The 14,457-nt window shown below is 39.0% G+C and carries 9 protein-coding genes; 6 read left to right on the forward strand and 3 right to left on the reverse strand.

The window, feature by feature from the left end:
* Nucleotides 1-9: 9 nt before the first annotated feature.
* The 3 genes from def to glmM are packed head-to-tail and all read right to left on the reverse strand — an operon-like array spanning nt 10 to nt 2,445.
* Nucleotides 10-660, reverse strand: a complete 651-nt coding sequence (gene def, locus CLV94_RS10370; protein ID WP_121376423.1) for a peptide deformylase — start codon at nt 658-660, stop codon at nt 10-12.
* A gap of 11 nt (nt 661-671) precedes the next feature.
* On the reverse strand, nt 672-1,046 hold the full coding sequence (locus tag CLV94_RS10375) for a CCC motif membrane protein (RefSeq protein ID WP_121376424.1): 375 nt from the start codon (nt 1,044-1,046) through the stop codon (nt 672-674).
* 10 nt (nt 1,047-1,056) lie between these two features.
* The gene (gene glmM, locus CLV94_RS10380) at nt 1,057-2,445 is read right to left on the reverse strand and encodes a phosphoglucosamine mutase (protein WP_121376425.1); all 1,389 of its coding nucleotides are present in this window, start codon (nt 2,443-2,445) and stop codon (nt 1,057-1,059) included.
* A 92-nt stretch (nt 2,446-2,537) separates the two neighbouring features.
* Between glmM and CLV94_RS10385 the strand changes: the two genes are divergently transcribed.
* The 6 genes from CLV94_RS10385 to CLV94_RS10410 all read left to right on the forward strand — a co-directional run bounded on the left by CLV94_RS10385 (nt 2,538) and on the right by CLV94_RS10410 (nt 14,326).
* Entirely contained in the window at nt 2,538-3,122 is a 585-nt protein-coding gene (locus tag CLV94_RS10385) for an acyl carrier protein phosphodiesterase (RefSeq protein ID WP_121376426.1), read from the forward strand.
* A gap of 74 nt (nt 3,123-3,196) precedes the next feature.
* Nucleotides 3,197-5,017, forward strand: coding sequence for a chloride channel protein (locus tag CLV94_RS10390; RefSeq protein WP_121376427.1), 1,821 nt, complete (start codon nt 3,197-3,199; stop codon nt 5,015-5,017).
* 140 nt (nt 5,018-5,157) lie between these two features.
* Nucleotides 5,158-7,989, forward strand: a complete 2,832-nt coding sequence (gene uvrA, locus CLV94_RS10395) for an excinuclease ABC subunit UvrA (protein WP_121376428.1) — start codon at nt 5,158-5,160, stop codon at nt 7,987-7,989.
* A 24-nt stretch (nt 7,990-8,013) separates the two neighbouring features.
* Complete coding sequence (locus tag CLV94_RS10400) at nt 8,014-8,739, forward strand: LOG family protein (protein ID WP_121376429.1); 726 nt, start codon at nt 8,014-8,016, stop codon at nt 8,737-8,739.
* 187 nt (nt 8,740-8,926) lie between these two features.
* Nucleotides 8,927-11,713, forward strand: coding sequence for an aminopeptidase (locus tag CLV94_RS10405; RefSeq protein ID WP_245982535.1), 2,787 nt, complete (start codon nt 8,927-8,929; stop codon nt 11,711-11,713).
* Nucleotides 11,714-11,920: 207 nt separating this feature from the next.
* On the forward strand, nt 11,921-14,326 hold the full coding sequence (locus CLV94_RS10410; RefSeq protein ID WP_121376620.1) for an alpha-ketoacid dehydrogenase subunit alpha/beta: 2,406 nt from the start codon (nt 11,921-11,923) through the stop codon (nt 14,324-14,326).
* Nucleotides 14,327-14,457 lie beyond the last annotated feature (131 nt).

The raw sequence follows: 14,457 nt of genomic DNA on the forward strand, positions 1-14,457 counted from the left end.
TAACAAGAATTATTGTCTTCTGAGACGTTTTTCTAAAAACAAGTTGATTTCATTACTGACAGGAGAAACTTCTATTTTTTCTTGTTCTTTCATCATGTCGGTAAAAAGAATTCCTTTTAGATGATCGGTTTCGTGCTGAAAGATAACAGCAGTAAAGCCTTCGATGATTTCTTCGCAAGGCTTTCCGCTTTTATCAAGATACGTTAATTTTATAGTGTAATTTCTCAAGACATCGCCACTGATATCTGGAATGGAAAGACAGCCTTCTTTTCCTTTTCGCAACAAAGCCGAACTCCATGTTATTTTTGGATTAAGATACAATTCAAACGGCTCTCCTTCTTTATCAAAACGCTGTACCCAGATGACATTTTTATTAATCCCGACCTGCGGTGCTGCAATTCCGATGCCTGGATTGACGGGATCTCGCATTGCCAAAAACATTCGTTCCGCTAGCAATGGCAACAGGTCGTCTTTCGGGTCGACATCTGTTGAAACTGATTTTAATATTTTTAGTTCTTTCTCGTCTGTTATCTGAATAACCTTGAGCATCGTTTTCGTATCTCCAGACTGAATCAAATTCCGTTCTGATTTCGTAAACTTTTGGGCAGAAACGCCTATCGTTACTAACAATAAGACAAATGTCAAGGTTAACTTTTTCATAATAGAATAGTTTAGGTCGCTGCTGCGGCTGAAAATGCAGGGATCAGCACCGATGCAACAAAAATAAAATAGAAAATGATGAAAATAAAGAACAACGAGCCGATGCACAATCCGATAATGGCGCAAATTCTTCCAGCACTTAAGTTCTGATATCCGTCGTATTCCTGTGGATTTTCACGATACAGCTGCATGTCTTTTTTCGCAATCACTAAGGCAATGATGCCCAATATGATTCCGAAAATACCATAACAAAACGAGGTAACTACCGAAGTAATTCCTAAAACAAGTACGGTCGTGGCATTCGGAAGTTGTTTTCTATAATTTTGCCTATACGGTTCCGCTCTATAGGATTCTTGCTTGTATGGTTCTTGAGATTGGTTTTCCATTTTTATCTATTTAAATTCCGGCTACGGCTTTGATTTCTTCAATAATTCTTAGTGCTAATGCATCCGCTTCTGACTGGCTTTTGGCTTCAGTGTAAATTCGGATGATCGGTTCTGTGTTGGACTTTCTTAAATGTACCCAGTTTTCGGCAAAGTCAATTTTTACGCCGTCGATTGTCGAAATATTTTCTGACTTATATTTGTCTGTCATGGCGACTAAAATGGCATCAACATCAATCTGCGGTGTCAATTCGATCTTGTTCTTGCTCATGAAATATTCAGGATACGAAGCTCTCAATTCAGAAACCTTCATCTTTTTGTTTGCCAGATGCGTCAAGAACAAAGCTACTCCTACCAAGGAATCACGGCCGTAATGAAGTTCTGGATAAATGATGCCGCCGTTACCTTCGCCGCCAATAATCGCATTGTTGTTTTTCATCAATTCCACAACATTTACTTCACCCACGGCACTGGCTTCGTAAGTACCTTTGTGATTGTTTGTTACATCACGCAACGCACGTGAAGACGACATGTTAGAAACCGTATTTCCTGGTGTCTTGCTCAAGACATAATCTGCCACGGCAACCAAAGTATATTCTTCACCAAACATTTCTCCGTCTTCAGAAATAAACGCCAGACGGTCTACATCAGGATCGACAACAATGCCCAAATCTGCTTTTTCACTTACGACCAATTCTGAAATATCCGTCAAATGCTCTTTTAAAGGCTCTGGATTGTGTGGAAAATGTCCGTTTGGCTCGCAATATAATTTTACCACCTCAACACCCATCAATTCTAACAGCTTAGGAATGATAACACCTCCTGAAGAATTTACTCCGTCGACAACAACTTTAAATTTGGCTTGTTTTACAGCCTCGACATCAACTAAAGGAAGATTTAACACCTCATCAATGTGAATATCCATGTAAGCATCATTTGAAATAATTTCGCCCAAACTATCTACATCTGAAAAGTCAAAAGCTTCTCTTTCGGCAATGTCTAGAATTTTAGCGCCTTCAGCTCCGCTTAAGAATTCTCCTTTTTCATTTAGCAATTTCAATGCATTCCATTGTTTTGGATTGTGGCTTGCTGTCAGGATGATTCCACCATCGGCTTTTTCTAAAGGAACGGCAACTTCAACAGTAGGCGTCGTCGATAAGCCCAAATCAATAACATCAATTCCTAATCCGATTAAGGTATTCACGACCAAATTATGAATCATCGGGCCCGAAATTCTGGCATCACGGCCAATCACGACCGTCAGTTTGTCTTTTTTCGAATAGTCTTTCAGCCAAGTTCCGTACGCAGAAGCAAATTTTACAGCATCAACCGGAGTCAGGTTATCTCCTACTTTTCCACCGATAGTGCCTCGGATTCCTGATATTGATTTTATTAAGGTCATATTTTATTTTGATTTTTTCGTTCCTAAAATTTAAATTGTTAGCAAATATATGAATTGCGCCTCAAGTAATATAAAATTCCTAAATTAGACGAATGAATTTTCTAGCCCATATTTATCTTTCCGGAAATAATGATTTCATGAAAATTGGCGGTTTTATGGCCGACGGTATTCGCGGGAAAGACTACGAACATTTTCCAGAAGACATTCAAAAAGGAATCATATTGCACCGTGCTATTGATACATTTACGGATGCTCATTCTGTTTTTCGAATCAGCAAGCATAGATTGCACGAACGATACGGCCATTATTCTGGTGTCATCATAGATGTTTTCTACGACCATTTTTTGGCCAAGAACTGGAAGCACTATTCGGATGAAAAACTAGATGTATTTGTGAACAATTTCTACCAATCGTTAGAAGATAATTTCGACATTCTGACGCTAAAAACTCAAAACATGCTCCCTCACATGGAACGCGGCAACTGGCTGTGGAATTACCAGTTTATCGACGGCATCGGAAAAATTTTATCACAAATGGACTATCGTACCAAAAACACTTCAAAGATGGGCGAATCTGTAAAAGAATTACGAGAATTCTATACTGAATTTGAGCAAGAGTTTACTCTATTTTTTAAAGAGTTAAGGGATTTTGTCGCAGAAAAAATTAAAACTTTATAATAGTTTTATCTTTAAAAATTTAACAAAAGGCGTATTTTAGCATTTTAATCCTAATCGTTTTTCTCAGATATAAAATGCCAGGCAAAAAAGCGTCTCCCATAAAAATATTCTTCAGGAACATTTTCCGACAAATAGAAACGCTGTTCTTTTTGTTTAAAAATTTCCTTTCCGAAAGACATTTTATTTACCTGTCCTGCGTAGTCGTTGGAATTTCCTGCGCCTTTGCCGTAATCGTGTTGAAAGGCTTTGCCCACTCCGTTTTCGTATTTGCTACGTATGTCAATGGTTACCTGAAACTCCCTTACATCAATAGTATATTGCCAATAATAGGAATCCTTCTGACGGTTTTTGTCATTAAAAATATTTTAGACGGAAAGCTCGAAAAAGGGAGTTCCCGAATTTTGTATGCCGTTGCAAAAAGAGGCGGTATTCTACCAAAAAAGCAAATGTATGCTCAAATCATAACTAGCTCCTTAACGGTTGGACTTGGAGGTTCAGCGGGATTAGAGTCGCCGATTACGATTACAGGCGCTGCCTTTGGTTCCAATTTTGCCCAAAAATACAGGCTTTCTCAAAAAGATAGAATCTTACTTTTGGCTTGTGGCGTCGCCGCAGGTATTGCGGCCGCATTTAACGCGCCCATTGCCGGCGTATTATTTGCGATTGAAGTGGTTCTCACCGACGTTGCCATTACAGCTTTTATTCCGATCATGATTTCTGCAGCGACTGGAGCCTTGATTTCAACAATTGTTTTAAACGAAGACGTGCTTCTGTCCTTCAAGCAACAACAAACGTTTGACTTCCATAACATTCCATTTTATATCCTTTTGGGAGTTTTGGCTGGTCTTGTCTCCATCTATCATGCCCGAAATTTCCAAAAAATAGAAGGTTTTTTCAAAAAATTTAAAAACAGTACTTATAAAAAAGCGCTCTTTGGAGCATCAATCTTAGCCGTACTGATTTTCTTTTTCCCGACGCTTTTCGGAGAAGGTTATGAAAGCATCAAGACCTTATCTAACGCGAATCCACAAGTCCTTCTAGAAAACACATTGCTTGACGAATATAAAAGTAACGAATGGGTACTGTTGTTATTCGTAGGGATCACCATGCTTCTGAAAGTATATGCTACAGGATTGACACTCGGCAGCGGCGGAAACGGAGGTAACTTTGCTCCTTCCCTTTTCGTAGGTTCTTATTTGGGTTTTTTCGTAGCTAAATTTTTTAATCTTTTAGGAATCGGAAAAGAACTTCCTGTCGGAAATTTTACGATTGTAGGAATGGCCGGAATCTTGAGCGGCCTCTTCCACGCTCCATTGACAGCTATCTTCCTTATCGGTGAAATTACCGGAGGCTACAACCTTATGGTGCCGTTGATGATTGTTTCTTCCATCAGTTTTGCGGTTTCCAAGCAGTTTGAGACGCATTCAATGGACGTCAAGCATTTGGCAGACAAAGGCGATGTTTTTACGAGCGACAAGGACAAAAACATCCTTTCCAACATCGACATCTTAGACCACATCAATTCCGAATACAAAACTGTCAAGCTGGAAGACAAAATCGAGAGTCTAGTAGAATATCTTTCTAATTCTAAGCAAGAAGTTTTTCCGGTCGTAAATGCTAAAAATGAGCTGATCGGGATTATTGATTTTGAAGACCTGAAACCTATCGTATTCAATTCTTTCAGGGTAAAATATACAACCATTCCAGAAGTCATGAAAGCTCCTATTGATGTGATTTCTTATGAAGACGGAATGGAACTTGTAATGGAAAAATTCGAAAACTCCCATTTGGAGCAGCTTCCAGTCACAAAAAACGGCAAGTATTTTGGGTTCATCTCTAAGGTAAGCGTATTAGAATCCTATAGAAAAAAATTAAAAGAAATGGTCATTGAATAAGGAACTTTTCTTTTCATAAACTACTGACAAAGAGCAAAACTAAGCCCTTACTTCTTTTTACATAAATTTAAGTTTTGGACATTCGTCTTTAACTAAAAATAAATTACAAAAACGTACCTTTGCATTTTGCAAAAAATTCTATGCTAGATACTGAAAATACGATTGAAGTTTTAGGCGCCCGCGTCCACAATCTAAAAAATATTGATGTTACAATTCCCCGTGAAAAACTCGTAGTCATTACGGGTCTTTCGGGATCTGGAAAATCTTCTTTGGCCTTCGACACGATTTATGCCGAAGGACAGCGCCGTTATATTGAGACTTTTTCGGCCTATGCCCGACAGTTTCTTGGCGGTCTAGAACGTCCTGATGTTGATAAAATTGACGGCCTTTCTCCGGTAATTGCCATTGAGCAAAAGACGACAAGCAAAAGTCCGCGTTCGACCGTTGGAACTATTACCGAAATTTACGATTTCCTACGTCTGTTATATGCCAGAGCTGGTGATGCTTACAGTTATGTGACTGGCGAAAAAATGGTCAGCTACAGCGATGAGCAAATCAAACAACTTATTTTTGAGCAGTTCGAAGGAAAAAGAATTAATATCTTAGCGCCTATAATCCGTTCTCGTAAAGGACATTACCGCGAGTTATTTGAACAAATTTCAAAACAAGGATTTCTAAAAGTCCGAATCAATGGCGAGATCAAGGACATTACGGCCGGAATGAAATTAGACCGTTATAAGACACACGATATCGAGACGGTTATCGACAGAATGCTGATTGAAAATACGCCCGAAAATGATAAACGTCTGACGGAAAGTATCAAGACAGCCATGTATCACGGCGATGACATCTTGATGATTATTGACCAAGACAGCCAAGAAGCACGCTATTTTAGCCGAAACCTAATGTGTCCTACTTCTGGGATTTCCTATCCGAATCCAGAGCCGAATAATTTTTCATTCAACTCCCCAAAAGGAGCCTGTGACCATTGCAACGGCTTGGGAACCGTGAATGAAATCAATATGAAAAAGATCATTCCGAATCCGAAACTTTCCATCAAGCAAGGTGGTTTCGCGCCTTTGGGAGAATATAAAAGCTCTTGGATTTTCAAACAGTTGGAAATTATCGGAGAGAAATTCGGATTTAAATTAACGGATCCGATTGAAAAGATTTCCGAAGAAGCCATGGAAGTCATCATGTACGGCGGAAAAGAAAAATTTGAAGTTTCGTCCAAGACATTAGGCGTGACAAAAGATTATAAAATTGACTTTGAAGGAATTTCAAGCTTTATTAAAAACCAATTCGACGAAAGCGGCTCCACTTCCATCAGACGTTGGGCAAAAGAATTCATGGACGAAGTAAAATGTCCGGTTTGTGAAGGCTCTCGTTTGAAAAAAGAATCACTATATTTCAAAGTAAACGGAAAAAACATAGCAGAATTAACCGATATGGATATTTCTGACCTAGCCGTTTGGTTTGACCAATTGGATAACGATTTAACCGAAAAGCAACGAAAAATTGCTTCCGAAGTTGTCAAAGAAATCAAATCCAGATTGAGCTTTTTGGTCAACGTAGGATTGAATTACCTCGCATTGAGCCGAAGCTCGAAATCACTTTCTGGCGGAGAAGCACAGCGAATCCGTTTGGCGACACAAATCGGATCGCAATTGGTTGGAGTCCTTTATATTCTAGACGAACCGAGTATCGGATTACACCAAAGAGACAACGAAAAACTGATTCATTCTTTAGAACAGTTGCGCGACATCGGAAATTCTGTAATTGTGGTAGAACACGATAAAGACATGATCGAAAGAGCCGATTACGTTATCGATATTGGACCAAAAGCGGGACGATTTGGCGGGCAAATCATCAGCAAAGGAACTCCAAAAGAGCTTTTGAAAGAACATACTTTGACCGCTTCGTATTTAAATGGCGAAATGGAAATCGCTGTCCCGAAAAAACGACGCGAAGGCAACGGAAAATCTCTAAAACTAACGGGAGCAACAGGAAATAACTTGAAAAATGTTTCTATAGAATTGCCTTTGGGCAAATTAATCTGTGTGACAGGAGTTTCCGGAAGCGGCAAATCGACGTTAATTAACGAAACACTCTATCCTATCCTAAACGCTCACTTTTTCAACGGCGTGAAAAAACCACAGCCTTATAAAAAGATTGAAGGATTAGAGAATATCGACAAGATTATCGACATCGACCAATCACCAATTGGAAGGACGCCACGTTCGAATCCAGCTACTTATACAGAGGTTTTTTCAGAAATCAGAAGTTTGTTCACGCAAACGCCGGAAGCCATGATTAGAGGCTATAAACCGGGCCGTTTCAGCTTTAACGTTTCTGGAGGAAGATGCGAAACCTGCGAGGGTTCTGGCGTACGTACGATAGAAATGAGCTTCTTGCCCGACGTGTATGTAGAATGCGAAACCTGCCAAGGAAAGCGTTTCAACAGAGAAACTCTAGAAATACGATACAAAGGAAAATCAATTTCTGATGTGCTAAATATGACTGTTGACGAAGGAGTTGAATTCTTCGAAAACATACCAAAAATATACCGAAAGGTAAAGGCTCTACAAGATGTTGGCTTAGGTTATATCACTTTAGGACAGCAAAGCACCACGCTTTCCGGTGGTGAAGCGCAGCGAATCAAGCTCGCAGGCGAATTGTCTAAAAAAGATACCGGAAATACGTTTTATATCCTCGATGAACCAACAACGGGATTGCATTTTGAAGACATTCGTGTCTTGATGGAAGTAATCGACAAGTTAGTCAACAAAGGAAATACGGTGCTGATAATCGAACACAACATGGACGTTATCAAGCTCGCCGATTATATTATCGACATTGGCCCTGAAGGAGGAAAAGGCGGCGGACAGTTGATTGCCAAAGGAACGCCGGAAGAAGTTGCCAAAAATAAAAACAGCTACACGGCGCAATTCTTGAAAAAAGAGTTACTTTAGCAGGCTGATTAATTTTTAAGAAAGATGAAAAAAGAAACATTCGAAAACGAAGACGACAGAATACAAGAAGTATTTAAACAAAAGACGTGGAACGAGATACGAAGCAATGATTCTTGGGCAATTTTTAAAATCATGTCCGAGTTTGTAAACGGCTATGAAAACATGGGAAGAATTGGTCCTTGTGTTTCTATTTTTGGATCTGCAAGAACAAAACCAGACGATAAATATTACCTGCTTGCTGAAAAAATCGCCTATAAAATAAGTAAAGCCGGCTATGGCGTTATCACTGGCGGCGGACCTGGTATCATGGAAGCCGGAAATAAAGGAGCACATTTGGGCGGCGGGACTTCGGTTGGACTCAACATCGACCTGCCTTTTGAGCAACATTTCAATCCGTATATCGATAAAGACAAAAATCTAAATTTCGACTATTTCTTTGTACGCAAGGTAATGTTCGTGAAATATTCCCAAGGATTTGTAGTAATGCCGGGAGGTTTCGGAACTTTGGATGAACTATTCGAAGCGATAACTTTAATCCAGACAAAAAAAATAGGCAAATTCCCAATCATCTTGGTCGGAAGAGATTTCTGGGCCGGACTAATCGAATGGGTAAAAACGGTACTGATTGAAAAATACAGCAACGTAAGCCCTGGCGACATGGACCTCATCAAGATTGTTGACAATGAAGATGAAGTCTTAGATGTCTTGGATAATTTCTACAAAAAATACAATTTGAGTCCTAATTTTTAAAAAGCTCATCACAATAAACAAATCGAAAGCTGTCTTTTTAGGCAGCTTTTCTTTTTAAGCCAATCTTAAGCAACCTTTATTAGGAAATGTATCTAATAATAACTAAACTTGCTTTAACGTTTTACCGTACATTATATAAAATTGCTGCTTGAATACTTTCTTTAAAATCTTTTTCTGTTTTTCTTTTATGTTTCTTTCAATAAAAGGAAACGCGCAACATCATTCCAGAATGATTGTTGAGATTAATAGCGAAGAAAAGTCAGCCTACGTACAGCAGGAAATTACCTTTAATAACCAAACGGGAGACACACTGACTTCTATCATCCTTAACGATTGGAACCACGCTTATTCGGATAAAAATACGCCTTTGGCAAAACGATTCTCTGATGAATTTGTCAGAAGCTTTCACTTGGCAAAAGATGAAGAAAGAGGAAAGACAGACAACATAACCATTATTGGACAAGATAATTTGTTTTTGAAATGGCACCGGTTTGAAAAACATCCCGATGTAATAGAAGTCAATCTTCGTGAAAAATTGGCTCCCAATGAAAAAACAGTACTAAAACTGACGTATCTGGTAAAACTTCCAAATGACCGTTTTACCAAATACGGCTGGAACCAGAACGGCGAAATGAATCTGAAAAACTGGTTCCTCACTCCTGCCCGATATGAAAACCATCAATTTATAAAATACAGCAACAATAATCTAGACGATATCACCAATAGTCTCACAGATTTTGACGTAAACTTGAAACTTCCATTAGGACTTGAAGCTACTTCAGACCTAAACGAAATCAGCCGTACCAAAGACGCAACGTTTTCTACTTATGAGCTGTCTGGAAAAAACCGCCAAGATTTCAACCTGTTCTTAGAACCCAAAACAACCTTCTACAGTTATAAAAACAATGTCGTTACTGTAGAAACCAACCTCAAGGAAAACAGGCTGAACGAAATCCAGAAAGCGATTGTCATTGACAAAGTCGTAAATTTTGTCAATGAAAATATAGGCAGCTATCCTTTTGAAAAAATTACGGTGTCGCAAGCAGATTATGAAAAAAATCCCTTTTACGGATTGAATCAGCTTCCGTCATTTATAAGTCCGTTTCCCGATGAGTTTTTATTTGAGATAAAATTCCTCAAGACCTATCTGAATAATTTCCTCAAGACCAGCCTTCACCTAAATGCAAGAGACGATAACTGGATTTATGACGGCATTCAGATTTATACCATGATGAAATATATAGAAGATCATCATCCGGACAGTAAAATGATGGGCAATCTTTCGCAATGGTGGCTGCTCAGAGGTTATAACCTTACAACGATTAGTTTTAACGAGCAGTACAGCTATTTCTATATGCTGATGGCCCGAAAAAACCTAGACCAGCCGATAGGCGATCCTAAAAATACATTCATTAAATTCAACGAGCAGATTGCCAGCAAATACAGAGCGGGACTAAGCCTTAAATATTTGGATAATTATTTAGAAAATGACATCGTAGAAAACAGCATCCGTGAATTTTATGCCTTGGACAAAGAACACACTGCTTCAAGGACAGATTTTGAGAAGATCCTTAAAGCAAATGCAAAAAAAGACATCAGCTGGTTCTTCAAGACGATAATCGATTCTAGAGATATCGTGGATTATAAATTTACCAATGTTTCAAAAACCAAAGACAGCGTAACTTTTACGGTTCGTAATAAGACAAAAACAGTTGTTCCTATTCCAGTTTATGGTACGAAGAAAAACGAAGTTGTTTTTAAAAAATGGCTCGACAACATCAAAACCGACAGCACTTTTACCCTGCCGCGCAACGAGGCAGACAAAATCGTCCTGAATTATCATAATGAAGTTCCAGAATACAATCTTCGCAACAACTGGAAATCCTTAAAAGGCTTTCTACATCAAAACCGACCGATCAAGTTCAATTTCATGAAGGACCTGGAAGATCCCTATTATAACCAAGTTCTTTATGTCCCGACATTAACGTATAACTTATACGACGGGCTGTCGCCAGGAATCCGTTTCCATAACAAGACCATCTTAGACAAGCCGTTTGTTTATGAAATAAACCCAATCTATTCGCCGAATACGCAGACGCTAACAGGGTCGTTTTCTTTTGCCGTAAACCAATACAACCGCAACAACAATCCTTTCAACATCCGCTATCAGATGAACGGGTCTTATTTTCATTATGCTCCAGATGCGGCCTATCTGAAACTAACTCCTACGGTGACGATGCTTTTCAGGGAAAATAATTTCCGCGATAACAGAAAGCAAGGCATACAGTTTCGAGAAGTCTTGGTAAACCGTGACAAGTCTATCTATAATGTGGAAGAAACTGAAAATTATTCTGTTTTTAATGCTAAATATTACAATGTCAAGACAGAAGTGACCAACCACTTTAACTTTGTAACCGATCTGCAGATTTCTGGAAAATTTGGAAAAACGGCAGCAGAAATCGAATACCGAAAATTGTTTGAAGACAACCGCCAGCTCAACCTGAGATTGTACGCCGGAACTTTTCTATACAACAAAACCGACACCGATTATTTCAGTTTTGCGCTTGACCGTCCGACAGATTATTTGTTTGATTATAACTATTACGGACGTTCAGAAAGCACTGGTTTTTTCAGCCAACAGCTGATTCTTGCTGAAGGTGGGTTCAAGTCCAAGCTTGATACTCCGTTTGCCAACCAATGGATGACGACCCTGAACGGAAGTTTTAGTATCTGGCATTGGATTGAAGTCTACGGCGATGCCGGATTGGTAAAAAACAAGCATGCTGACCCGAATTTTGTTTACGACAGCGGCATCCGATTAAATCTTGTGACTGATTATTTTGAATTATATTTCCCTGTATATTCCAGCAATGGCTGGGAAGTCGGACAACCTCATTATAACGAAAAGGTCCGCTTTATCATAACATTCAGTCCAAAAACATTGGTCAATCTTTTTACTCGTAAATGGTTTTAGGCTGAAAAAGGTTTTATTCGAGAAACTACCAGAAACAGATAATTCTAGCCTAAAATTACATATATTACAATTTTAATTCACTTTCACTAAACTTCTTGCATTCAAAACTTATTACAAGGCAAATTGATTGCAGATAATTAAATGAGCTCTTTTTTGTTTTGTAAGTAGAAATGTCTAAATTTGTTTTCTATTCAAGAAATTCCATTTATGACACAAATAGCTTCCAAAAAAGAACTTTCGTTTGAAGATTTCAAGACCGAAGTGTTGAATGACTATAAAATTGCCGTAATCAGCAGAGAATGCAGCCTTTTGGGACGCCGCGAAGTCTTGACCGGAAAAGCAAAGTTCGGTATTTTTGGCGACGGAAAAGAAGTACCTCAGTTGGCCATGGCAAAAGCTTTTAAGAATGGGGATTTCCGTTCAGGCTACTACCGCGACCAGACTTTTATGATGGCGATTGGCCAGATGACCATTCAGCAGTTTTTTGCCGGACTTTACGGCCATACGGATATCGACCATGATCCGATGTCTGCCGGACGCCAAATGGGTGGCCACTTTGCTACGCATAGCTTGAACGAGGATGGTTCTTGGAAGAATCTAACGCTACAAAAAAACTCTAGTGCTGACATCTCTCCTACTGCTGGGCAAATGCCTCGATTATTAGGATTGGCACAAGCTTCTAAAATATTCCGAAATGTTTCAGGAATCCACAACAAGACTAATTTTTCGATTAATGGAAACGAAATTGCTTGGGGAACTATCGGAAATGCCAGTACCTCTGAAGGTTTGTTTTTCGAAACTATAAATGCTGCCGGAGTGTTGCAAGTACCAATGGTAATGAGCGTTTGGGATGACGAATACGGAATTTCTGTTCATGCAAAACACCAAACTACAAAAGAAAATATCTCTGAAATCCTAAAAGGTTTCCAAAGAGACAACGAAAATAAAGGCTATGAAATCATCCGCGTCAAAGGATGGGATTATCCAGCCTTGATTACAGCTTATGAGCAGGCATCACAGATTGCACGTGAAGAACACGTTCCTGTCTTGATCCACGTGCAAGAATTGACACAGCCTCAAGGACACTCGACTTCAGGTTCGCACGAGCGCTACAAAAATGCTGATCGTTTAGCTTGGGAAGCGGATTTCGACTGTCTTCGCCAGTTGAAATTGTGGATGATTGCCATCAATATTGCTACGCAAGAAGAATTAGACGAAATTGATAATATCGCTAAAAAGGAAGTACTCGATGGCAAAAAAGCCGCTTGGAATGCTTTTGTAGAACCTATAAAAAACGAGCAGAAAGAATTGGTTTCTTTGCTGGAAACAATTGCTGCTGCTAGCGAAAACAAAGTTTTTATTCAAAAACATGCTTCAGATTTAGCCAGTATTAAAGAGCCTATTCGCAAAGATATTATTACGACAGCTCGAAAAGTATTGCGTCTTATCCTAAAAGAAAATGGTAAAGCCCAGCTTTCGCAATGGATTACAGCTTATACTGAAAAAATACAGCCGAAATTCAGCTCTAATCTCTTTTCAGAATCAGACCAAAATGTCTTTTCTGTAAAAGAAGTGCTTCCAGAATACATAGAAAATGCAGAAGAAGTCGATGGAAGAGTTATCATCCGCGATAACTTTGATGCTATTTTCAGCAAATATCCAGAAACGCTTGTTTTTGGTGAAGATGCCGGAAATATCGGTGACGTAAACCAAGGTCTGGAAGGTATGCAGGAGAAATATGGCGAACTACGTGTAGCCGATGTCGGAATCCGTGAAGCTACTATCTTAGGGCAAGGAATCGGAATGGCGATGAGAGGACTTCGTCCGATTGCCGAAATCCAATACTTAGATTATCTTTTATATGCGATCCAGATCATGAGCGATGATTTGGCAACATTACAATACAGAACACGCGGCAAGCAAAAAGCGCCGCTTATTATAAGAACTCGTGGACACCGCTTGGAAGGTATCTGGCATTCTGGTTCTCCAATGGGAATGATTATCAATGCTATTCGAGGCATACACGTTTTGGTTCCTAGAAATATGACAAAAGCGGCTGGTTTTTACAACAGCTTATTGGAAACCGACGAGCCAGCTCTTGTTGTGGAATGCCTGAACGGATATCGTTTAAAAGAAAAAATGCCTGTCAATATGGGCGAATTTAAGACTCCTATTGGTGTTGTAGAAACACTTAAAGAAGGAAAAGACATTACGCTTGTTTCCTATGGTTCTACCTTGCGTTTGGTTGAACAGGCCGCAAAAGAATTGCTTGAGATTGGTATTGATGCTGAGATTATCGACGCACAGTCGCTATTGCCTTTCGATATCAGCCATGATATCGTAAAATCTCTAGCAAAAACCAACCGATTATTAGTAATTGACGAAGATGTCCCTGGAGGAGCTTCTGCCTTTATCTTGCAACAGATTCTTGATGAACAGAACGGTTACAAATACCTTGACAGCAAACCGGAAACATTGACTGCCAAAGCACACCGTCCTTCATATGGAACTGATGGGGATTATTTTTCAAAGCCTTCTGCAGAAGATATTTATGAAAAAGTATATGCGATTATGAGTGAGGTAAATCCTGAGAAGTTTACTAGCTTGTACTAATATCCATTTGTTATAAATAAAAAAATCCAGTCAATTGACTGGATTTTTTATTACATCTATTTTGATAGTTATTAATTTTCTTCTTATAGGTCAAACTCAAATATATAAAATCTTCATTTTTGGATATTTTT

Source organism: Flavobacterium endophyticum (genome assembly GCF_003634455.1).
Lineage (GTDB): Bacteria > Bacteroidota > Bacteroidia > Flavobacteriales > Flavobacteriaceae > Flavobacterium > Flavobacterium endophyticum.